This window comes from Gluconobacter albidus (assembly GCF_002723915.1).
Classification (GTDB): domain Bacteria; phylum Pseudomonadota; class Alphaproteobacteria; order Acetobacterales; family Acetobacteraceae; genus Gluconobacter; species Gluconobacter albidus.
This window is the reverse complement of record NZ_BEWL01000017.1, coordinates 16,400-39,482: the sequence shown is the minus strand read 5'-3', so window position 1 is coordinate 39,482 and position 23,083 is coordinate 16,400. Positions and strand designations below refer to the sequence as shown.

At 59.3% G+C, this 23,083-nt stretch carries 19 protein-coding genes; 10 read left to right on the top strand and 9 right to left on the bottom strand.

What is annotated here, in order from left to right:
* Positions 1-413 precede the first annotated feature (413 nt).
* From GAL01_RS14350 to GAL01_RS14340, 3 genes are read left to right on the top strand one after another with little or no spacing between them, the layout of a single operon-like run.
* Positions 414-1,031, top strand: coding sequence for a sorbitol dehydrogenase family protein (locus GAL01_RS14350; RefSeq protein WP_062027489.1), 618 nt, complete (start codon positions 414-416; stop codon positions 1,029-1,031).
* 20 nt (positions 1,032-1,051) lie between these two features.
* Entirely contained in the window at positions 1,052-2,689 is a 1,638-nt protein-coding gene (locus GAL01_RS14345; protein WP_062027487.1) for a GMC family oxidoreductase, read from the top strand.
* A complete protein-coding gene (locus GAL01_RS14340) occupies positions 2,682-3,998 on the top strand; it encodes a cytochrome c (RefSeq protein ID WP_062027485.1) in 1,317 nt (438 codons plus the stop codon). Before GAL01_RS14345 ends, GAL01_RS14340 begins: the two co-directional genes overlap by 8 nt.
* Positions 3,999-4,079: 81 nt before the next feature.
* Here GAL01_RS14340 and GAL01_RS14335 read toward each other — a convergent pair whose 3' ends face one another.
* The 5 genes from GAL01_RS14335 to GAL01_RS14315 all read right to left on the bottom strand — a co-directional run bounded on the left by GAL01_RS14335 (position 4,080) and on the right by GAL01_RS14315 (position 9,529).
* A complete protein-coding gene (locus GAL01_RS14335; protein WP_062027483.1) occupies positions 4,080-4,334 on the bottom strand; it encodes a hypothetical protein in 255 nt (84 codons plus the stop codon).
* Between the two features lie 187 nt (positions 4,335-4,521).
* Entirely contained in the window at positions 4,522-6,060 is a 1,539-nt protein-coding gene (gene glpK / locus GAL01_RS14330; RefSeq protein ID WP_099253357.1) for a glycerol kinase GlpK, read from the bottom strand.
* Positions 6,061-6,111: 51 nt separating this feature from the next.
* Complete coding sequence (locus GAL01_RS14325) at positions 6,112-7,008, bottom strand: MIP/aquaporin family protein (RefSeq protein WP_062028389.1); 897 nt, start codon at positions 7,006-7,008, stop codon at positions 6,112-6,114.
* A gap of 36 nt (positions 7,009-7,044) precedes the next feature.
* Positions 7,045-8,625 carry a glycerol-3-phosphate dehydrogenase gene (glpD, locus tag GAL01_RS14320; protein WP_062028387.1) on the bottom strand — a complete coding sequence of 527 codons (1,581 nt, stop codon included), beginning with the start codon at positions 8,623-8,625 and terminating at the stop codon, positions 7,045-7,047.
* 118 nt (positions 8,626-8,743) lie between these two features.
* Positions 8,744-9,529, bottom strand: a complete 786-nt coding sequence (locus tag GAL01_RS14315; protein WP_062028397.1) for a DeoR/GlpR family DNA-binding transcription regulator — start codon at positions 9,527-9,529, stop codon at positions 8,744-8,746.
* A gap of 270 nt (positions 9,530-9,799) precedes the next feature.
* Here GAL01_RS14315 and GAL01_RS16110 point away from each other — a divergent pair, with 270 nt between their 5' ends.
* Entirely contained in the window at positions 9,800-10,090 is a 291-nt protein-coding gene (locus tag GAL01_RS16110) for a hypothetical protein (RefSeq protein WP_062028385.1), read from the top strand.
* The gene (locus GAL01_RS16105) at positions 10,033-10,188 is read left to right on the top strand and encodes an RcnB family protein (protein ID WP_231865248.1); all 156 of its coding nucleotides are present in this window, start codon (positions 10,033-10,035) and stop codon (positions 10,186-10,188) included. Before GAL01_RS16110 ends, GAL01_RS16105 begins: the two co-directional genes overlap by 58 nt.
* Positions 10,189-10,208: 20 nt before the next feature.
* On the opposite strand, the gene GAL01_RS14305 is transcribed toward GAL01_RS16105, so the two are convergent.
* On the bottom strand, positions 10,209-11,153 hold the full coding sequence (locus GAL01_RS14305; RefSeq protein ID WP_062028395.1) for a ribokinase: 945 nt from the start codon (positions 11,151-11,153) through the stop codon (positions 10,209-10,211).
* 333 nt (positions 11,154-11,486) lie between these two features.
* Here GAL01_RS14305 and GAL01_RS14300 point away from each other — a divergent pair, with 333 nt between their 5' ends.
* From GAL01_RS14300 to GAL01_RS14290, 3 genes are all read left to right on the top strand, one after another.
* Positions 11,487-11,714 (top strand): YtcA family lipoprotein, encoded by a 228-nt coding sequence (locus GAL01_RS14300; RefSeq protein WP_231865247.1) that lies wholly within the window; start codon positions 11,487-11,489, stop codon positions 11,712-11,714.
* Between the two features lie 2 nt (positions 11,715-11,716).
* Positions 11,717-12,766 (top strand): multidrug transporter subunit MdtN, encoded by a 1,050-nt coding sequence (gene mdtN, locus GAL01_RS14295; protein ID WP_062028381.1) that lies wholly within the window; start codon positions 11,717-11,719, stop codon positions 12,764-12,766.
* A gap of 118 nt (positions 12,767-12,884) precedes the next feature.
* On the top strand, positions 12,885-14,597 hold the full coding sequence (locus tag GAL01_RS14290) for an FUSC family protein (protein WP_062028393.1): 1,713 nt from the start codon (positions 12,885-12,887) through the stop codon (positions 14,595-14,597).
* A gap of 51 nt (positions 14,598-14,648) precedes the next feature.
* Here GAL01_RS14290 and GAL01_RS14285 read toward each other — a convergent pair whose 3' ends face one another.
* Positions 14,649-15,734, bottom strand: a complete 1,086-nt coding sequence (locus GAL01_RS14285) for a glycosyltransferase (RefSeq protein ID WP_062028378.1) — start codon at positions 15,732-15,734, stop codon at positions 14,649-14,651.
* Between the two features lie 316 nt (positions 15,735-16,050).
* Between GAL01_RS14285 and GAL01_RS14280 the strand changes: the two genes are divergently transcribed.
* Complete coding sequence (locus GAL01_RS14280; RefSeq protein WP_062028376.1) at positions 16,051-18,258, top strand: TonB-dependent receptor; 2,208 nt, start codon at positions 16,051-16,053, stop codon at positions 18,256-18,258.
* A 7-nt stretch (positions 18,259-18,265) separates the two neighbouring features.
* On the opposite strand, the gene GAL01_RS14275 is transcribed toward GAL01_RS14280, so the two are convergent.
* A complete protein-coding gene (locus tag GAL01_RS14275) occupies positions 18,266-18,907 on the bottom strand; it encodes a TetR family transcriptional regulator (protein ID WP_062028374.1) in 642 nt (213 codons plus the stop codon).
* Positions 18,908-18,986: 79 nt separating this feature from the next.
* Positions 18,987-19,349: a hypothetical protein gene (locus GAL01_RS14270; RefSeq protein WP_062028372.1), complete on the bottom strand. Its 363-nt coding sequence runs from the start codon at positions 19,347-19,349 to the stop codon at positions 18,987-18,989.
* Between the two features lie 206 nt (positions 19,350-19,555).
* Here GAL01_RS14270 and metH point away from each other — a divergent pair, with 206 nt between their 5' ends.
* Entirely contained in the window at positions 19,556-23,062 is a 3,507-nt protein-coding gene (gene metH / locus GAL01_RS14265) for a methionine synthase (RefSeq protein WP_062028369.1), read from the top strand.
* Positions 23,063-23,083 lie beyond the last annotated feature (21 nt).

Genomic DNA, 23,083 nt, shown 5'->3' with positions numbered 1-23,083 from the left:
TGAGAGCGTTTATGACCGGGCGCAGGAGAATTTCTGCACCCCTTTTCTTTTTCAGGACCTGAAGAGATTGAGGAATTCCGCTACAAAAATTGATTGAGAAGCATTCTCAATAAAAATAATGACCGCCGCAGGAAGATTCTGACACTCCTGTCCCCGGCATGAAGACTCCCAATAATAACGTACCATCGAAATATTCAGAATTTTTCGGGAACCATAATAAGATAACGGGCGTTTTCGCTTTCTATCCTTTCGCCATATCGTCCGGAAACTTTATCTTTCATGGGATTATTTACCGATAATCAGCGCTCCACGGTTGCATGATCACGCGACGTCTGTAGGTTGCAGACCTCTGTAAGGTGACACTGATCACGGTCATGTCATCCGTCTCGAGTGTATGAGAAGAGTGATCCTACATGACGAAAGATCGTCACTGCCCTCTTGTTAACCTCCATGCGTCCTCCCCCAATGCCATGCGCCTGAACCGACTGATGCGAATGTCGCGCCGCGATACGCTGATGACAGGCATGGCGGGTATGGGCGTTCTGGCGGTTGGTAATGCCGTGGCCGCAGACCCCACGACCAGCACTGATCCTGAACTTGAGCGCTTCATGACAGTGTCAGCACGTCTGACAGACCGGGCGTCTCTCGATCCGCGGATCGGTCAGGCATTATACGAGCGCATTCTCCAGTCCGGCCCGGAGCGCAAGGCCCAGCTTTCAAAGCTCGCAGCGCTTCTGGAGAGCGGGACTTACGAAAACGCTTCCGCCTTCGCCAAAGCCGCCGAACAGGCTGATCCGGTATTCAAGGACGTCATTCATGACATCATGACCGGCTGGTATCGCGGTGTCGCGGACGGCAAGGTCGTGGTCTATCGCTCGGCCCTGATGTTCGACGTCACCAAGGACGCGATCTATCCCAAGACCTACGCCGCGGGCGGCCCATTCTACTGGACGACGCAGCCTCCCGAAGTCGACAAGCCGACCGGCGCGCCTGCGCTGTCGCCCTCCAAGTTCGACGTGGAACCTACCTGAGAGCGGGAACAGCATCTCTTATGTCTTCTGATCAGAATCTCTCCGCCGATGTCGTGATCGTCGGGTCCGGCGTGGCTGGCAGTTCCATTGCGAACGAACTGGCGCGCGCTGGCATTTCCGTCATCGTGCTGGAAGCCGGCCCGCGTGTGGACCGTCAGCATTTCGTGGACAATTTCCGCAATCTGGAAAACAAGCCGTCCTATCAGGGCCCCTTCCCGTCCACGCCTTGGGCCGTGCATCCGCCCAACCAGATGACGCCGAACCAGTATCTCCATACGAGCGGCCCGAACGCGGAAGCCTATCAACAGGTCTATCTGCGGATGATGGGTGGCACGACCTGGCACTGGGCCGGATGTGCATGGCGCTACCTTCCGTCGGATTTCGAGCTTAAGACCCGCTATGGGCAGGGCCGTGACTGGGCGCTGAAATACGACGATCTTGAGCCGTTTTATTATCAGGCCGAAGTCATGATGGGCGTATGCGGCCCGGACCCGAAGGTCGAGGATCTGGGCTCTCCCCGCCAGCAGCCCTACCCCATGGAAGCGCTGCCGATTTCCTATGCGGCGCAACAATTCCGCAAGCTCATCAACGAAAAGACACCCTACCGCGTCGTACATGAGCCGCAGGCCCGCAATACGCGGCCTTATGATGGCCGTCCGACCTGCGAGGGACACAATAACTGCATGCCGATCTGCCCGATCGGGGCGATGTATAACGGCGGCTATTCCGTCTATCACGCCGAAGCTGCTGGGGCGAAATTCGTGCCCAATGCCGTGGTCTATAAAATCGAGCGTGACAGCGCGAACAAGAAGGTGACGGCCGTTCACTATTACGATCCGGACAAGGGATCGCACCGCGTGACAGGCAAGTATTTCGTCATCGCGGCGCACTGCATCGAAACGGCAAAGCTGCTTCTGGTTTCGGCCGACGAACAGAGCCCCGATGGCATTGCCAACAGTTCGGGCCATGTCGGCCGTAACATGATGGACCATACCGGCGTGCAGGTGACGTTCATCAGCGGCGACAAGGCCCTGTGGCCGGGACGTGGCCCGCTTGAAACCAACGTGATCGACAATTTCCGCGATGGCGACTGGCGCGGTGACCGTGGCGCGTATCTCGTGCACATGGTTGATGACAACCAGGTTGATTTCGCAACGCAGCTTGCAATTTCAAAGGGTTATGTCGGAAAGGATCTGGAAGATCAGATCCGCTATCTGGCGTCCCACACGGTCCGTCTGTTCAGCCATAACGAGGCCCTGCCCGATCCGGACAACCGCCTGACGCTCAGCAAGACACACAAGGACGCGCTCGGAATTCCGCATCCGGATGTCTATTACAAGCTGCCGGAGTACACGGTCCGCAGTTGCGAGCATACGCGCGGACTGTTCAAAGACCTCATCGGCCTGATGCATGGCACGGATGAACAGTGGACGCCGGGCTATTTCCCGCAGGATCATCCTTCGGGCAGCACCATCATGGGCGTAGACCCCAAGGACTCCGTGGTGGACGGCCATTGCCGGACGCATGACCACGAGAACCTGTTCATCGCAAGTTCGTCCGTGTTCTCCACGGTCGGGACCGGGAACATCACCCTCACCGTCGCAGCCCTTGCGCTTCGTGTTGCCGATACGCTGAAAAAAGAACTGCTCCATGCCTGATTTCAAAACCGTTTTCTGGTCTTTTCTTGTTGGTGGAACGGTTCTGAGTGGACTGTCTGCCCCTGCTGCGCGGGCGGCGGATGTAGATCAGGATGTCATGAACCGTGGCGCCTATCTTGCCACGGCTGCGGACTGCATCGCCTGCCACACCAAGCCGGGTGGCACGCCGTTCGCGGGTGGACTGAAGATCGCCACCCCCATGGGCGACATCATTTCCACGAACATCACGCCTGACGCCGATCATGGGATCGGCAAATACTCGGAGCATGATTTCGAGCAGGCCCTCCGCAGGGGCAAGCGCCGTGATGGCCAGAACCTGTATCCCGTAATGCCGTATGTTTCCTACGCAGCCATGACGGATCAGGACGTTCACGCGCTCTATGTGTGGTTCATGAACGGGGTGAAACCTGTCGCGCAGACGCCGCCCGCCACGCAACTCAGCTTTCCGAGCAATATCCGCCTGACGCTGTCAGGCTGGAACATGCTGGCGGGGACCGAGACGCAGGAAACAGGCGATTCTGCGAGTTATGACAGGATGCGTCGAGGTCGGTATCTGGCCATTGCGCTCGAACATTGCGGAACCTGCCACACGCCGCGCAACGTCATGCTGATGGAAAAGTCGGACCAGTATCTGGCGGGAAGCCCACTGTCCGGCTGGTACGCTCCAAATATCACACCCAGCAAAACAGGCGGGATCGGAGATTGGAGCGAAGACGATCTCGTCCAGTATCTGCGCACGGGCCGGGCAAAAGGCAGAAGTCAAGCAGCCGGACCGATGGGAGAAGCTGTCGAACACAGCACGAGCCATCTGACGGATGCAGATCTGCATGCACTGGCAGCGTTCGTCCGTCAGATCAAACCGATCGACGATGCTTCCGACCATGAGCCGCGTGATGGTTTTGGCAAGGCGAACGATATCCCCGACCTGCGTTCGGGCAACCTGACGCGGATCGATAACCTGTCGCAGAAAGCCCCGGAAAACCTGTTTGATGCCAACTGTGCCGCCTGTCACGGGCAGAACGGCGCGGGCACCGTCGATCAGTATGCGCCGTCGCTTTACAAAAACTCCGTGGTCGGTGCGGGCCGTCCGGACAATCTGATCATGACGATCCTGACGGGTGTGAACCGCAAGACGGCGGATGGTCATGCCAGCATGCCGGCGTTCGGCAGCACTTCAGATGTGCAGCGTCTGGATGATACGGAAGTCGCGAGTCTTGTGAACTATGTCAGTAAGACCTTCGGCAGCGGCACCTATACCGTGACCGCGGATCAGGTCGCAAAGGTTCGCAAGGACCACACTCCGCACTGAGCGCCACCAGTCACGGGCAACGATAAAAAAGGGGAGATGGAGCAGATCCACCTCCCCTTTTTTTATCGAAAAAACTGCGGGTCAGCCTTCGCTGGAAGGGCGCTTTGTCAGGCGCAGCAGGAAATAGGGCACGAAGAAATAGAGCGCGATCACGACCATGAGCGGTTTGAGAAGCCAGTTCATGTTCTGGTGCAGCAGCGACTGACTGAGAAGATTGCTCAGACCCATCATGCAGATCACCGAGAAAAGGCAGGCCAGATTGGCAAAAAATCCACGATCGCCGTTGATCTCGCGCAGTTGCTGAAAAAACGACCTGGACTGCGGCGCAACGCTCATGAGGGCATACTTCCTGTTCGTCGGCAGAGCATGGGAAAAGCACGCCACTCGTGGTTTTCATGCTGCCGGGCGGTGGGGAAGGATACTGCCAAGTTCGGCAGGATCAAAGCCTCAACTCGATGAAGCAGAGCTATTGAAAAAAACCGGCGCCTTTATGGGGCGCCGGTTTTCAGAAGTTATTGACCGCTCAAGCCGCCTGACTGGAGACCGCGGCGACTGTAGCGGGCGCGGCCACAGCAAGAGGCGTCAGCGTGCGACGGACGGCATCATGCCAGCCATCAATCATGATACGACGCTGCGCCGGGTCCATCTTCGGTGCGAAAACACGCTCCTGCTTCCAGGTCGCCGCAACTTCGTCCAGGCTCTTCCACAGCCCGACCTGCAATCCGGCAAGGAATGCTGCGCCAAGAGCCGTGGTCTCGATATTGACCGGCCGCTCGACTTCGGCCTTGAGCATGGAAGACAGGAACTGGGCGAACCAGTCATTAACTGCCATGCCACCATCAATGCGCAGGATACTCGTGCGCATGGCACCATCTTCACGCATGGCGCGGATCAGATCGTAGGTCTGATAGGCCACGGATTCCAGCATGGCACGTGCGATATGAGCCTGCGTCGAGCCGAGCGTCAGGCCGCAGATCAGCCCGCGCGCATCGGGGTCCCAGTGTGGGGCACCGAGGCCCACGAAGGCCGGAACCATGTAAACGCCGTGGCTGTCCGGGATACGGGTTGCCATGTCATCGGTCTGGGAGGCATGCGTAATCAGCTGCAACCCGTCGCGTAGCCACTTGATGCCCGCACCAGCCACGAAAATGGAGCCTTCCAGCGCGTAGAAGGTCTTGCCGCCAATACGGTAAGCGATTGTGGTCAGCAGACGGTTGTTGGACATGATCGGCTTTTCGCCAGTGTTGAGCAGCATGAAGCAGCCCGTACCGTACGTCGCCTTGGCCATGCCTTCATGAAAGCACGCCTGCCCGATGACAGCAGCGTGCTGATCGCCTGCCATGCCGCCGATAACAATCTTCTCACCGAACAGCTTGGCTTCCGTTTCGCCGAAATCGCTGCTGTTGTCACAGACTTCCGGCAGAAGGGCGCGCGGCACGTTGAAAAGCTGGAGCAGTTCGTCATCCCACTGCTGGGTATGGATATTAAACAGCGACGTGCGGCAGGCATTGGTGATGTCGGTCGCGTGTTTACGGCCACCCGTCAGGCGCCACAGCAGGAAACAGTCGATCGTTCCCGCCGCGAGTTCCCCGGCTTCCGCACGGCGGCGCGCATCGGGAACATGATCGAGGAGCCAGGCAATCTTGCTTGCCGAGAAATAGGGATCCAGCAGAAGCCCGGTCTTGTCGCGAACCATGGCTTCCTTACCCTGCTGACGCAGGATGCTGCACTCATGGGCCGTCCGGCGATCCTGCCAGACGAGCGCACGGTGGATGGCCCGGCCCGTTTCACGGTCCCAGATCACGACGGTTTCGCGCTGGTTGGTGATGCCCAGAGCGGCAATCCGCTCCGGACCACCAACCTCGTCGATGGTCTCCCGCGCTGTGGCGAGCACGTCACGCCAGATATCCTCGACGTCATGCTCCACCCAGCCGGGCTCGGGGTAATGCTGCGGGAACTCACGGCGGGAAATGGCCAGAGCCTGCGCATCCTTTCCAAAGACGATGCTGCGGGTCGAGGTCGTGCCCTGATCGATGGCGAGGATGCAGTCTTTCTTGTTCATGATGTGCACTCCGGCAAAAATCTTGAAAGTTCGGGGAATTTCAGACTGATTTCAGGAAACCCTGTTGACGGCCGGGAAGGCAGGATCGTCAGGATTGGACACGACCAGAACCGGCTCGGCGGGATTGATTCCGGCGGGGGAGACGATCACCGTCTGCTCCAGATAGCGCGGCATGAACGGACGCAGACCGAACTGATAGACCGCTGCACCGATCGGGCCACCGATCAGAGGAGCAACGATGGGTACCCAGAAGTAGTTGCCCGGTGCCGGCAGTGCGCTCTGCCCCCAGCCCGCGAAGAAGCAGAACAGGCGCGGACCAAAATCACGGGCCGGGTTGATGGCCCAGGCATCCAGATAGCCGCAGGACGCACCGATGATCGCTACCAGAAGACCAATGATCAGCGCGCTGGAATTCGCCTGAGGTGCCTGTGTATTGTACTGGCAGGTGATCGCAAAAATTCCGAAAACCAGAACGGCTGTCAGAACCAGTTCGTCCCAGAACGCATGCGACACCGTGACGAAATCGCCGGGATGGGTGAAGAACACGCCCGCAGCACCGCCATCAACGCCGCGCGTCAGGTTATGCGCCAGGTTGAAGTGGTCGATAACCGGGACATAGAGCGAGTAAATCAGTGCCGCACCCGCAAAGCCACCCAGAACTTGAGCGCTAATGTAGGGAAGCACTTTTTTCCACGAAAAGCCACGGAACATCGCCAGTGAAAGGGTGACGGCCGGGTTTGCATGGGTTCCGCTGATCGCGCCAGTGGCATAGATGGCCACCGTCACGCCCAGACCCCAGACGATACACACGCCCCAGTAAGCCGTTTTGTACGGGCTGGGGTCGTAGAGCGAGTACATGGCCGCAACGCCATCTCCGAAGAGAATGATGATTGCGACTGCGAAGAACTCCGCAAGGAGTTCACCAAGGTAACGCCTGTTTTCTGACATGACTGATATCCGCCATGAAAAATGAAGCAAAAATGGTCAGGCGACGTTCTGACGCACGACCGGATCGGGATTGGAGACAGAGGCAACACCTGCGGACAGACGCTCCTCCACATAGGTCTGAAGAGCCGCGCGATCGGCATCGCTGACAAACAGGCCAAGCCGTGAACGACGCCACAGGATGTCCTCGCCGGTACGGGCCCATTCGTTGTCGATCAGGTAGTCCACTTCCCGCGCACTGAGCGTATCGCCGAACATCTGGCCCATACCCTGCGCATCCGCTGTGGCGATTTCATACGCCCGCAGGCCGTAATTGCGCATCAGGCGCCACGAACTGCGCTCGGACAGGTGCGGGGCATATCCCCGAAAACGCCGGAGCTGTGCGTCGAAATCCTTCGGAGCAAATTCGCCTCCCGGAAGCGGCGTTCCGTCCGTCCAGCCCGGCTTGCGCAGGACTGGAAGATGCGGCGCCAGCTTCTCGACAGCATGTTCCGCCAGTTTGCGGAAGGTCGTAATCTTGCCGCCGAAAACGGACAGGATCGGCGCGGCAGTCGCATCCACATCCAGCACATAATCGCGCGTCACAGCCGAGGCATTGCCCGAATTGTCGTCATAGAGCGGACGCACGCCAGCGTAAGTCCAGACGACATCATCGGGACTGACAGTTTTCGTGAAATAGCGGTTCACGCTCTCGCACAGATAGCTGATTTCGTCAGGCGAGATGTCGACCTTCCCAGGATCCTTCTCCCACGGAACGTCCGTGGTCCCAATCAGGGTGAAGTCCTGCTCGTAAGGAATGGCGAAAACGATCCGCTTGTCCGGGTTCTGGAAAATGTAGGCCTGCGCCCCATCAAAGACGCGCGGAACCACGATGTGGCTTCCTTTAACCAGGCGCACCTTGTTGCGGCTCGGCACGTTCAGGCGATCCTGAAGCAGTTCCGCAACCCATGGACCGGCGGCATTAATGAGCGCTTTCGCCTGAACGGTGCTCTGCTCGCCCGTACGGGTGTTTTCGAGGGTTGCGGTCCAGTTTTTCGGGCCACGAACAGCCTTGACGAGGCGAGTGCGGGTCTGAACGTTCGCACCGACGCGCACGGCATCCATGGCGTTCAGAACCACAAGCCGACTGTCCTGCACCCAGCCATCCGAATATTCGAAGCCGCGCACATACTCCGAACGCAGCGGTTTGCCCGCCAGAGCAGACCGCAGGTTCAGCGCCTTCGTCTTGGGAAGGGTCATGTTCGGGCATAGATGATCGTACAGAAACAGCCCCGTACGCAGCAGCCAGGCCGGGCGCAGCATTTTCGAATGCGGCAGGACAAAGCGCATCGGCCAGATGATGTGCGGCGCAATCTTTAGCAGACGCTCACGCTCCATCAGGGCCTCGCGGACCAGCCGGAACTCGTAATATTCGAGATAGCGCAGACCACCGTGAATGAGCTTGGTGCTGGCAGACGACGTATGGCTTGCAAGGTCATCCTGCTCGACGAGAAGCACACTCGCTCCCCTGCCTGCGGCATCTCTCGCAATTCCGCAACCATTGATCCCGCCGCCAACGACCAGCAGATCGTAGGGCACGGACGGGGTGGCCGCAGATGAAACCTCGTGAATCGATGACATCATGATCTCCTGTCATCACGCTCCAAAACGAGCGGTCGATGTTCGTTTTGGAGCATGTTGAGCGATAAAGAAAGAGTTTTATGTTATTCGTAACGCAATAGTGTTAGAAGATGCGGCTTTATTCGTGATTTTCAGCCACATGCAGCGTGACGCCTGCAGCTTCCAGAAGCCGCTGGAAGGATTCGGAGACCGGACGATCAGTGATCAGATCATTGATGTCGCGCAGATCCCCTACCCTGCCCAGCGGGTGTCGCGTGAACTTCGTATGATCCGCCAACAGCAGAACACGTCGCGAGTTCCGGATGATTGTCCGGGCACACTGGATTTCCTCCAGATCGAAATCCAGCAACGTGCCGTCTTCCTCGATCCCGCTGATCCCGATCACGCCAAATTCCGTGCGGAACGAGGACAGCGTGTCGATGGCTGTGGCGCCGAGAATGGCGCCATCCTGCGGGCGCAGCTGCCCCCCCGCAATGATGGTATGAAAATCAGCCCGTCCCGACACCAGCGAAGCCACATGCAGGTTGTTCGTTACGATCCGCAGATCCCGGTGGCTCGTCAGGGATCGGGCAAAGGCTTCCGTCGTGGTGCCGATATTGATGAACAGGGACGAACGATCGGGAATCAGTGCCGCGGCATAACGTCCGATCGCATCCTTGGCAGAAGAATTGAGGATCTGGCGGGCGTCATAATCCAGATTTTCTACCGTGGAGACCGGCGTCGCGCCTCCATGATGGCGACATAGCAAACCCAGTCCCGCAAGATGGGTCACATCCCGGCGAATGGTCTGGACCGCAACGCTGAAATGCTGCGCCATCTCCTCATTGGCCATGTAACCCTGACTGCGAACCAGACGTACGATCTGGTCCTGTCTCGGGCTGGTGGAGGACGGATCGTAGGGCATGATATGTGGTCCGGACACGAAATGTGAGAAAGCGAACATAAGCGCACATTTTCTGTCACGGGAAGCCCGCAATATTCCCAAAACCTTCCTTCCAGATGCAGGAAAGCAACCACCGGGCCTCACAGGCCGTTACATATCGTGCTCCAAAAGCCATATTCCGGCCATGTCAGAAGATTTACCTGACGCTAGCATGCCCGGAACGGAACAACCGGGTCTGAAGGTGAGTTATGAAGACAAGATTATTCGCAGGATTGATGGCAGGCTGCCTTCTTGCCGCAGCCCCTCTCGCTTCCGCCGACCCGCGCGACGCAGGCCCCCGGGGCGGACCAGGGAATGGGCCATCGGGAAATGGTGGACCCGGATGGCATGGGGGCCCGGGACGGAATGGCGATTATCGCGGTGGCGGCCGAGGCGGCCATGACCGCGTCTGGCGCCGGGGGGATCGTTATGACGGCCCTCGTGGCGGCCGTTGGGCTGTCAACAACTGGCGTAGCTATCGCGGCCTGTATGCCCCACCCCCTGGCTACTACTGGACGCGATATAATAACCAGTTTCTGTTGACAGCTCTGGCGACCGGTCTGATCGCAGGAGTCGTCACTGCCAATAACATGACGCCTCCTCCTCCTCCGCCGCCCGGATATGGCCCGGGACCGCGCTGAAAAACAGCTTCCCGGCTGCTTCAGCCCTGAATCAGCGCCGCGACCTCGCTCCACTCCGGTGCAGCGTCCGCGGCGCCATGACGCGTCGTGGCCAGAGCGCCACAGGCGGAGGCGATCCGGGCGGCTTCCGGCAGGGTTTCTCCACGGGCCAGTGCAACGGCGAGTCCTGCATTGAAGCAGTCCCCGGCGGCTACGGTATCGACGGGAACAACCTGAAATGGCGCCAGATGCCCTGATGAAGTGCCATCGTGCCAGAACACCCCCTTCGCCCCCATCTTCACCAGAACGGCGCGAACACCCTTCTTCAGAAGAGCTTCCGCAGCGCTCTCTGCCTCTTCTACCGTTGTCGGCCGCAGACCGGTGAGGCTGAAGGTCTCGCTTTCATTGGGCGTAAGAATGTCGATCTCGGCCCAGAGGGCCTCAAGAAGCCCCTGTTCAGGAGCAGGAGCAGGATCGAGCACGACCAGGCCCCCTGATCGCTTCGTCTGGCGCGCCGCTGCCAGAACCGCCGTCTGCGGGATTTCAAGCTGAAGCAACAGAACCTTCGCCCTGTCCAGCCAGGGCGAGGCCAGCATGACATCCGTCTCGTTCACCGCCATGTTCGCTCCTCCAGCGACGGTGATGCAGTTCTCTGCCGAGGCGTCGATCCCGATCAGGGCAATGCCGGTCGGGTGCTCGGGATCATCACGCAGCGGCGACAGATCGACGCCGAACCCCTCAAGGCTGGCCCGCGCCTGCGCCCCGAAAGCGTCGCACCCTACACGCCCGGCGAGGGCGACATCCACATCGAACAATCGCGCCAGCCTTGCTGCGGCGGCAGCCTGGTTACTGCCTTTTCCACCCAGCCCGATCACATAACTGTCGGCATGAACGGTTTCGCCCGGTCGGGGAAGCCGCTGGCTGCGGGCCGTCAGATCAATATTGATACTGCCGAAGGAAAGGATCAGAGGCGTCCGCAAGGTCATGTCCATCAGGCCGAAAACTGGAGAAAGAGAGAATTTTTCAAGCCTGCTTATCGGCTGGCCCGCCCCCCTTCAAGCGCGCCAGCCGACAGACCTACGGCAATGAAACGCCAGGACATCATTATCCCTCTTCCAGTCCGGATATGTGCCTTCTTTGTGCAACTTTTCGCAGAAGCAGCAGTTTTCTTTTCTCGACTTCCCTCCCGGGTCGACAGGACTGTGCCTTTCGCAAATGAATGTGATAGGCTTCAGCACTCCTGATGGCCGCGCGAAAGTTTCCCGTTCCTTATGCGACCTGCCCGCCTTCGATCCTGCATTTCCGGCCCCGCTTTTCTCATGACGGGCGGATGCACTCTTCGCGGCGCTCCGGCTTTTCCGATCATGGGAGCCTATTTTCCGGGCTGGATGGCCTGCGCCCTGATCGGCGTGGCGACGGCTGTGGGCCTGCGCGTCCTCTTTCTGCTGACGGGGCTTGATGCGCTGCTCAACTTCCGCCTCTTCACCTATGTCGCCCTTGGCGTCATCGCCGCACTGACAGTGTGGACACTGGTATTCGGACCCTGAACGTGCAGCGCATTCCTGTTTCCAGCAAAAAACCGGTCGGCATCCTCATCGCGGTCCTGTGCGTAGGGGCGGCTACCGCCTTCGGCATCCACGTCTCTCACGAGGACAGCGCGCACCCCTCTTCTGACAGCGGCATCATCGACGCGGAGGTGGTGCATATCGCCTCGGTCGTGGGGGGACGCCTGAAAGAACTCAACGTTTCGGTCAACCAGCATGTTCACAAGGGCGACGTACTGTACCGGATCGACCCGGAGCCTTACGAACTGACGCTCCGACAGGCCAGGGCCAATCTGGATCTGGCCAGTGCGGAAGTGGAGAACCAGACCCGCCTGCTCAGCGTCAAGACCTCCAACGCAGCCACCGCCGGAGATCAGGTCTCCCGCGCCCAGACCAACCGGGATCTGGCGGCCCGGACGGTAGAACGGCTTCAGCCTCTGGCCGGAAAATCCTATATCCCCTGGCAGCAGTACGATCAGGCCCGCGTCGCCCTGCATGATGCCGAAATATCGTTGGCCCAGTCCCGCATCCAGTCCACAGCCGCCACAACCGCCATTGGCGACCTGAAAAGTTCCATCGCTGCACGCGACGCCAGTCAGGCAGCGTATGACCGCGTCCGGTATGAACTGCGACAGACGACGATCATTGCCCCAGCGGACGGATATGTCACCAGCCTGCGCGTGAAGGTCGGTGAGGTCCTGGCCCCCTCGCAGTCCCTGTTCACGCTGATCGCGGATAACGAATGGTATGCCATGGCCAATATCCGGGAAGGCGATCTCGATGCCGTCGGGATCGGCGACTGCGTGACGGTCCACTCCATGATTGACCGCAACACGCCGATCCGCGGTCATGTCGAGAGCATTGGCTGGGGTGTTCTTTCGGTAGATTCTTCCGGAATTGCCCGCTCCCTCCCCCTTGTGCCGCGACAGATGGACTGGGTCCATGTAGCCCAGCGTTTTCCGGTCCGTATCCAGCTGGAGAAGGCAAATCCGCTTCTGCTGCGGCTCGGCGCTACCGCGACAGTCGAGGTCCGGCATGGTGCTGCCTGTCCCTGAAACCTCCCATCCTCCGGATGTCCCGGTGGATCGGGACGTGACCCGGCCCGCACCGCCAGTACGCCCATTGGGACTGGCGCGGATCTGGCGTCTGATAGGGGACCCTGCACCGGGGCGCATGGGCTATGCTCTGCGCATGGCCGCAGGCTGCACGACTACGGTTCTGGTTGGAGAAATCTGGCAGGTCCCCGATCTGGGCGTTCCAGCACTCGTAACGATGGCGCTCTGGCAGAAAGATCGCGTTACCAATGCTCTCGCCGGTGTGGCGGTGAACATCGTGGTGGTGCTCCTGCTCCTGCTGATCTATGGCCTGATCCAGCTCACGCTCGATCATCCGATGGAACTGGTGATCGTCATCGCCATCCTGTCGTTCGGATTCTTTTTCCTGGGATCGGCCAGCAAACTCAAACCCGTGGCCTATCTCTTCGGCCTGATTACCGTATTCGGGCTGGTCGTGATTGATCAGGTCCCGGTCGGGGAAGTCATCACACGGGCAATTCTTTATACGGATCTGTTCCTGGCTGTGCCGGGAGCCGTCATGATCGTGCTCGGGCTACTGATCTGCCCGTCTCCCCGCAGGCTTCTGACCGACGATATTGCAGCCCGCCTTCGCATGGCGTGCCGCCTGCTGCGCGGCGCCGATGATCGCACCCGCGAGCAGGCAACGGACATGCTGCGTACCGGCACGACGGACATGATGAAGTCTGCGAAGATGGCCAGCCTTGAAAAAATCTGGGCAGCCAGAGATCTGGCCTGCCTCAGACAGTCCGCGAGCAGCAGCGTCGCCGTTCTTGCCCTCGCCGATGAAGCAGGCCGAACCGGAATACCGGCAGAAGACGCAGCCCATCTGCTGGAAACCCTTGAAAAGATGGCTGCCATTTTCACGGATGGAGACTATCCGGCTGCCATAGAACGGCCTGCTGTCAGCCCTGCCTCTCCTGCAGCCTCCGCTCTGGCGGATATGCTGCCTGATTTTGCAACGCCACCGCCAGAGGGCGCCGCACCTGGCCTGAAGGAGAAAAAATCCGGCTTCTTTGCGGATGATGCTTTCAGCAACCCCGAGCATGTGCGCTTTGCGGTCAAGGGCACGGCTGGAGTCATGCTCAGCTATCTGGCGTTTATGGTGCTGGACTGGCCCGGTATCCACACCTGCATCATCACCTGCTTCATCGTTGCACTGCCCACGATGGGAGAAATGGTTTCCAAGCTAACCCTGCGTATCTCAGGGGCTCTTGTGGGCGGGGCAATTGGCATTGGCTCCATTATTTTCGTCATGCCCCATCTGGACGGAATCACCGGCTTTCTGGTGCTGATTTTCGCGGTGTCCCTGCTCGCGGCCTGGGTCAAGACCGGCGATGAGCGGATTGCCTATGCCGGGTTTCAGATCGGCCTGGCCTTTTACCTGTCGGATCTGAAAGGCTTTGGCCCCACCAGCGACATGGAGACCGCCCGGGATAGGATCATAGGGATCATGCTGGGCAATTTCATCACCTATGCCATGTTCACAAGCTTCTGGCCGACGAGTGCGCGCGACCGGATTGGAGAAGGTCTGCGCAAACTGGCCGAGACCCTGCAACGACAGTCTCAGGCCCTGACGCCACAGGCGCGTGCGGAGGCCATTGCCAGCACCCAGTCCACCCTTCTGGAAAGCGAACGCACTCTGGAATATGTCATGGCGGAACCCATCAACACGCGCGTTGACCTGCCCCGCCTGCAAGAAACAAAACAGGCACTTGATGACGCTGGCCGTCTTTCGGAAGACCTGCTCGTCAATCCTGACAGAACAGACCTGACCGATCACACGGCGCGACTGGCAAGACTTGCTGGATAAGCTGTGGGGAATACTGCCACTTTCATGGAAATACTCCCCTGAAACCCCGCACTAGGCGTCCAGAAGTTCCCGTGACAGTTCAACATGCTTGCGGGCATATTGCACAGAGTTAATGGCGTTCTGAACCCGCTCCTGAGCGGCTTCAGCCCTTTGCAACGCAGCAGCCGGGTCAGCACGCACAGCGGAAATCGCCTCTGCCAGCGCTGTCGGATTCTGTGCCGGCACATAAAGTATGGAGTCCGGGCCAAAATAATCTGTCAAACCACCGCAATCCGAGGAAATGACTGGAACACCCAGAATAATGGCTTCCTCCACAACGGTAATGCCCGAAGCATGACGATTGTCCTGAAGAGGAACAACCACAATATCAGCTTCAGAATAAAGACCGATCAGCTCGGAATTATTTTTTGCCCGCACCAGTTCGACGTTGGGAACATTCTTTGCCGCGTCAGATGCGGCGCGAGCGCTGCTTGCAATACTGAACTCAACGTCCGGAAGCGCCTCCGCTGCCGCACAAAAGGTTTTCCAGTCCCTGTGTTCATCGTTCCCGAGCGAGAGAACCTTGAGCTTTTTCCCCTGGCAGGTTTTGCGAGCCGGCTTCATGTCGTCCGCCCGGATACCAAAATGTACCCGCTCGATACGAAGCTCCGGAAACAGTTGACGCCCGTCATCACGGTTGCAGACCGAGAGGACAGTCAGCAGATCGAGGTGCTTCATAAGGAACCGGAAAAACCACCGTCTCCAGAACGGCTGCTTACGCCACCGGTCCATCAGCCAGACGACCTGCCCAAGAATTTTGGGCCTCTGCGTCGGCCTCAGAATGCGGAAGAGCAGCAGAACCGCCAGCATCTGCGATTCCGTGTGGGTCCATACCACATCGGCCGCAAGCAGTTGTTTGCGGTTATGCCATGCATGAACAAAGTCGAAACCCAGCACGGCGCGAGCGCCGTAACGCACAAATTTCTGAGGTAGATTTTCCTGCGAATCTTCGGAATAGACGATTTTTACATCGTCAGAGGCAGCCCGGGAGTAGCCATAAGCCTGCTCCTCGTTCAGCCCCAGAATGCGGCCTGCTTTCCAGCGTTCCCGCCAGGCCGTCCCTCCAAAACCGTACGCAAGCTGCACAAAAACTTTCATCGCATAATATCCAGCTGTAATACTTAAAAATACTTTAAAACATAAGGTGACATCAATAAAAAATTAATGAAAGATTAATGAAAAATAAGCCTTCCTTTTTCCGGCAGACGGTCTGTGGTTTTGATTGTCCGATCCAGATGTAAATCCCAAGCCACCCTCTGTGGGGACAGGCCCTCCCCGTCTGTGTCTTTCAGGAAACAGTCATGGGGAAACGCACAGGATACCGGCGCTAAAACTGGCGAATCATTTTGACACTCAGTGCCATAATGTGGACAGGAGACATCAGCCTACCCATACCGACTGATCAGGACCGCTCATGAAATCCGCACGTCTGCTGCTTTGTCTTCTTTCCGGATCTGTCCTGAGCAGTATGCCCGCCTTTGCAGCCGAGACACAACCGGCCCCCAAGCCCAAGACGACCGCGGCTGCGTCGTCACCCCACACCGCATCGCCTGCACCAAAACCCGAAACAATCACGGTTCACAGCCGCAACGGCTCCGGAACCGCTGCGGATTATCTGAACAAAGACGTGGCGCTGGGGCCACTTGGAACACGTCCGGTGCTGGACACCCCCATGTCCATCATGGTTGTCCCGCATGATGTGCTGGTGAACCAACAGAGCCGCAATATTAATGATCTCGTAGCGTATGTGCCGTCCGCCCAGCTTGAAATGCGCGGGGATCCAAATACCAGCCGGCCCCAGTCCCGTGGCTTTGAAGGCGATGTGATTGCCAACACCCGCATGGACGGGCTGAACATGGTCATCACCACGCCCTACGCCGCCGAACAGTTCGACAGCCTTCAGGTTCTGAACGGTCTGGCAGGCGCGCTTTACGGGCCGCAGAACCCGGCTGGCACGTTCGACTTCACGCTCAAGCGTCCGACGGACCGTATGACCGAACGCTTTGTCGTGGGGACGGATTCCATCGGTTCTCCTCTGGAGAGCGCGGATGTCTCGGGGCGCGTAGGAAAAAACAGGTGGTTCGGATACCGCCTCAACCTGCTGAACCAGAACGGCGAAGGCTATGTCGAAGGTTCGCATCTTCGGCGTGACCTCGTCAGTGGCGATTTCGACATTCACCTCTCGGACAAGACTGTCATCCAGCTCGATGCCAGCCAGTACACCTATGCCGAGCGCGGCTATCCGGGCGGTTTCGCCTACAGCACCGCAATCCAGCTCCCCCAGGCACCGGACCTGAGCCAGAAGGGTTATGGCCAGCCTCAGGCGGGCTACAACATGGAAACCGATACGGCTCTGGCCAAGATCATCCATAATTTCAACGACAACTGGAGCCTCAAGCTGGGCGGTCTGTGGCAGAATGCGGCGCGCAATGTCTTCAGCACGTCCAACCAGCTTCTGAATTCCTCGGGCCTCTACCGCCAGACGATTTCCGCGGCCCTCACGGCCAATGATTTCGTTGCAGGGAGCAACATGGCTTACCTGAACGGCAAATTCCGCACCGGTCCGCTGCGGCACCAGATCGAACTCGGCACGAATGGCTATGTGATGGGGAACTACAACCCCACCTCTTCCACCGGCACCCTGACACTGGGGGAGGCCACGATCGGCCATCCCAAGAGCTTCTCAAGCGTTCAGCCTTATTATTCCGGCCGCTACAAATCCGCTGATACGATGAACCAGTCGCTGCTGGCAGGCGATACCATTTCGCTGGGCAAGCACTGGTCGATCATGGGCTCCCTCGCCTGGAGCTGGCTGAGCACCAACAACTACGCCAAGACGGGCACCAAGACATCCAGCTACACACGCGCCGCCGCATTCAGCCCGATGACGAGCCTGATGTACAAGCCGACGGACAGCCAGACGCTGTATTTCACATGGGGACGTTCGCTACAGGCGGGAACGACCGCCCCGGTGGGGTCGGTCAACGTGAATGACGTCACGGCACCGCTGCGGTCGGAAGAATATGAAGTCGGCTACAAAATCCTGATCGCCAAGCGCATGCAGGTCAACATTGCGGGCTTCCGCATGTCACGTCCGTTCGGCTTCACGGACCCTGTGACGCATGTCTATGCGAATTACGGCACGCAGCGGAACTATGGCGTCGAATTTCAGGCATCGGGCAATATCACCGATAATCTGACATTTCTTGGTGGCATGACATGGCTTGATGCCCAGATGCTGGGCACGGGATCGTCGCTGACGGCCAACAAGCAGGTTGTGGGCGTCCCGCCACTGATGGCGAATGCATTGCTGGATTATCGCCTGCCGTTTCTCAAAGGCGCGGCCGTCAACGCGAATGTTCATTATATGGGCCGTCGCGCTGCCAATGTTTACAACACGACCTTTGCGCCGTCTTACGTCACGCTGGATCTGGGCGCACGGTACGCGACCCATGCCTATGGCCAGCCGCTGGTGTTCCGCTTTGGTGTGAACAACGTGACGAACCAGAGCTACTGGGCTTCCGTCTATCCATCCAGCATCAATGGCGTCAGCAACGCCACCAACTCTGCCGTGGCCGGTCTGCCACGGACGTACCATTTCAGCATCGAGCTGGACCTCTGAGCGGGGTTCAGCCTGAACTCATCGGGAAATCGTTCTGCCACAGCAGGGGCTGAAGCGTGAAGGTCCGGCGCAGGATGGTTTCAAGATCCGACCGGCCTTCGGTCTTGACCCATTCGTCCAGAGCCGTCCGGAACGTCGCAATCGCCGTCCGGGCCAGCAAACGGGCCACGAGGGACGGCATTTCGGTGGCGGGCAAGCGGGCGATCAGGGCGGAAGCGAGTGTTTCCTCCCATTCGGAATAGCGACGCAGGGCCATGTCACGCAGCGCGGGCGTCTGTTCCACCAGCCTGACGACCCCATAGGCATCCATCCGGTCGGACGAATAACAGGCGACGACCGGCACAAGCCCTGCCAGAACGGCGTCCTGTAGCGGAACGTCCAGCGGCACGGCGCGAATGGCATCGGTCAGGATCGTTGTAACGCCGTGGGTCCAGGCGAGAATGATATCGGCCTTGCCCGGAAAATAACGAAAGAGCGTCCGACGCGAGATCTGCGCGGCTTCTGCAATTTCATCGACGGACGTTTCTTCATAACCATAAGTCGAAAACAGGCGCATGGCTTCGCGCACCAGCGCGGCATGGGTGCGGTCCTTCTTGCGCTGCCGCAGCGGCCCGTCCTGTTCGCCATCCTGTTGTGCGTCTGTCGTCATGTCGTCCAGTTATCCCGAAGTCCCCAGCGAGCATAGACCCGAACTGCTGAAGCGTTCCAGAAGACAGAAACCACCGGCTTCAGGACACAAGCCGGTAACGCGCCCGGACCAGCACGTCATTTTCAAGCTGCTGCCGGAGCGCCGACATCTCCTGCGGGGCAGTCAGAACCGCCACTTCGTGAAAAAACGGGCGTCTGCCCGTCACGCGGTCCTGGAAAGCCTGTGCCAGAACCATGGCCACCGGATCACGGCTGCAACACAGGCATCCCGTAGCGTGGCGGTTCCTGAAGGGCGACGGTGCGGGAATGGCGGCGACATCGCCCCACGCCTCCTCAGGACGTGCGTTGCCGATGAGCAGCGCATGACGTCTGCGCTCTTCCGGCCATGAAGACGCTCCGGACAGGAAGTTCAGGGGGATCAGGGACGTGCGGGACGCGGTCATTGCATCCTCTTTAGCAGGGCCAGCGCAACCGGGCAGCATTTTCATGTCCCCTATTTTATGCCCCGATTTTCCTGTCCGGGATTCTTTGCCGCCGCGCAGGCGTTTTGCTACACCGTCCCTGCCTCTCGCTGTGTATGGAGGCGCTGCCTTGATCGCGGGTTCCCGAACCCGTCTCCCGTCCTTTCCAGTTACAGAGCCTGCTGCCCATGTCCTCACGCCCCCATCTGCTTGACGCCCTCGCCGATCAGGTCCTGCTCTGTGATGGCGGTATGGGGTCCCGGGTGCAGATGCTGGATCTCGAAGTCGAGCGCGATTACTGGGGGCAGGAAAACTGTACGGAAATCCTGAACCTTTCGCGTCCGGAACTCGTCCGCGAAATCCATCGCGGCTATTTCGAAGCCGGTGCGGACATGGTGGAGACGAACACGTTCGGCGGCTCCATCGTCACGCTGGCGGAGTTCGGGCTGCAGGACCGTACACGCGAAATCAACCGTACGGCTGCGACGCTGGCCCGTGAGGCGGCCGAAACGTTCTCCGACGGACGGCACCGCTACGTCATGGGCTCCATCGGTCCGGGCACGAAGCTGCCGACGCTGGGCAACATTGCTTATGACGATCTGGAAGCCGGTCTGGTCGAACAGTGCCGTGGCCTGCTCGACGGTGGCGTGGACGGGTTCCTGATCGAGACGTGTCAGGACACGCTTCAGATCAAGGCGGCCGTGAATGCTGCCAAGATTGCGCGGATCGAACTGGGTTCGGATGCGCCGATCTTCGTGCAGGTGACGGTCGAGACCACCGGTACGTTGCTGGTCGGCCCCGATATCGCCGCGGCCGCCACCACCGTTCAGGCGCTGGACGTCCCCTCACTCGGCCTGAACTGCGCGACCGGCCCGCAGGAAATGGGCGAGCATGTGCGCTGGCTGTCAGAAAACTGGCCTGGCCTCATTTCCATGCAGCCCAATGCCGGCCTGCCCGAGCTTGTGGACGGCAAGACCGTCTATCCGCTCAGCCCCGAAGAAATGGCCGTCTGGATGGAGCGCTTCGTCAAGGAAGACGGGTTGAACCTGATTGGCGGCTGCTGTGGCACATCCACGCCGCATATTCAGGCGCTGGACGGGATGCTGCGTCGTCTTGGTGGCACGAAACTGCGCCCTGCCCCGGTCAAGCGCAGCACGGTCTGGATGCCGTCGGTATCCAGCCTCTACACCCAGACACCGCTCCGTCAGGAGAACAGCTATTTCTCCATCGGCGAGCGCTGCAACGCCAATGGCTCCAAGAAATGGCGCGAGCTTCAGGAAGCCAATGACTGGGACGGCTGCGTCGCCATCGGTCGTGAACAGGCCGCCGAGGGCTCCAATGCGCTCGACATCTGCACGGCATTCGTCGGACGGGATGAAGTCCGTGAAATGAACGAGGTCGTCACACGCTTCACGTCGTCTGTGAATGCGCCGCTGGTGATCGATTCCACCGAAACCCCCGTCATTGAGGCCGCGCTCAAGCTGCATGGGGGCAAGCCGATCATCAACTCGATCAATTTCGAGGATGGTGAGCAGCAGGCCCATGACCGCATGAAGCTGGCCCGCAAGTTCGGCGCGGCGATGATTGCACTGACGATCGACGAAGTCGGCATGGCGAAGGAGCCGCAGGACAAGCTGCGCATTGCCGAACGTCTGGTTGATTTCGCCTGCACCCAGTACGGGCTGCCGCAGTCTGACCTGATGATCGACCCGCTGACCTTCACCATCGCGACGGGCGTGGAAGATGACCGCAAGCTCGGGCAGTGGACGCTTGAAGGCATCAAGCTGATCCGCGACAAATTCCCCGACATCCAGATCATTCTCGGCCTGTCGAACATTTCCTTCGGTCTGAACCCGGCTGCGCGTGCGGTGCTGAACTCGGTGTTTCTCGACCATGCCGTCAAGGCGGGCATGACGGGCGCGATCGTGCATGTCTCCAAGATCCGTCCGCTGCATCTGATCGCTGCTGAAGAGGTCAAGGTTGCGGAAGATCTGATCTTCGACCGTCGCACCGAAGACTACGATCCGCTCCAGAAGCTGCTGGAACTGTTTGCGGGCCGGAAAGCCGCCGATGCCGTCAAAAAGCGTCGTGCGGAAACACCCGCAGGACGTCTGAAGGACCGGATCGTGGACGGTGACCGCAAGGGCATCGAGCAGGATCTGGAAGATGCGATGGCGGAAATGCCGCCGCTCGATATCATCAACAATGTTCTGCTGGACGGCATGAAGGTTGTGGGCGAGCTGTTCGGTTCGGGCAAGATGCAGCTTCCGTTCGTTTTGCAGTCCGCCGAGACGATGAAGACTGCCGTCGCCTGGCTTGAGCCACATATGGAGCGCACGGAAGGCCAGCATCGCGGCACGATGGTGCTCGCCACCGTCAAAGGTGACGTGCACGATATCGGCAAGAACCTTGTGGACATCATCCTGACCAATAACGGCTACCGGGTCATCAATCTGGGCATCAAGGTGCCACTGGCGGACATGATTGCGGCCGTGAAGGAACATAACGCCGATGCGCTGGGCATGTCCGGGCTTCTGGTGAAATCCACGGTTATCATGCGCGAAAATCTCGCGGAAATGCACCGTCAGGGCTTTGACCTTCCGGTTATTCTTGGCGGCGCGGCCCTGACGCGGAATTACGTCGAGGAAGAATGCGCCCGCTCCTACGGTGCCGGTGAACCGGGACGTGTAGCGTATGCGCGCGATGCGTTCGACGGTCTGGGCCTGATGGACAAAATTGCCAACAACGACCTCGATTCCTATCTGGGCGCTATCCAGACGCGCCGCGCCAGCCAGGCGAGCCGAAAGACGGAACGCGCGCCGGAAATCGCGGAAACGCGGGGCTTTGGTGAGGTGGATCGTGACGCTGCAAAAGCCCGGCGTGAGCGCATTTCAGGCTCCGAGCCTGTCATTACGCCACCGTTCTGGGGAGCACGGGTTCTGGAAGCGACGCCGAATGCGGTTCTGCCGTTTCTCAATGAACGGTCACTGTACCAGTTTCAGTGGGGCTTCAGGAAACAGGGGCGCTCTCTCGACGAATTCATGGAATACGCCAAGATCGAACTGCGCCCCGTGCTCAAGCGGATGCTGGCGCTGAGTGCTGAACAGGACATCATCCGGCCGCAGGCGATTTACGGGTACTGGAAGGCGGCGGGCGACGGGAACGATCTCGTGCTGTTCGAAGAGGACGGCAAAACGGAAGCCGCACGCTTTGCCATGCCGCGCCAGCCCAAGGACGACGGCGAGTGCATCGCCGATTTCGTGCGGGACATCAGCGATGACGTGCGCGATGTGGTTGGGCTTCAGGTCGTAACGGTCGGGCAGAAAGCGTCCGATCTGGCGCGGGTGTGGTTCGAGGACAACCGCTATCAGGACTATCTGTACCTGCATGGCCTGTCGGTCGAGATGGCGGAAGCCATGGCGGAATACACCCACAAGCGCATTCGCGCCGAACTGGGCTTCGCGGGCGATGACAACCGCGACATGGAAAAGCTGCTCTCACAGTCCTATCGCGGCTCGCGCTATTCCTTCGGTTATCCCGCCTGCCCGCGCCTGGAGGATCAGGAACCGATCCTGAAAATGCTGGATGCCGAACGCATCGGCGTGTCGCTTTCGGACGGCTATCAGTTGCACCCGGAACAGTCGACATCAGCCCTTGTGATGCTGAATCCTCGGGCAAAATACTTTACCGTCTGAGGACGGCAGACTTTCATAAAG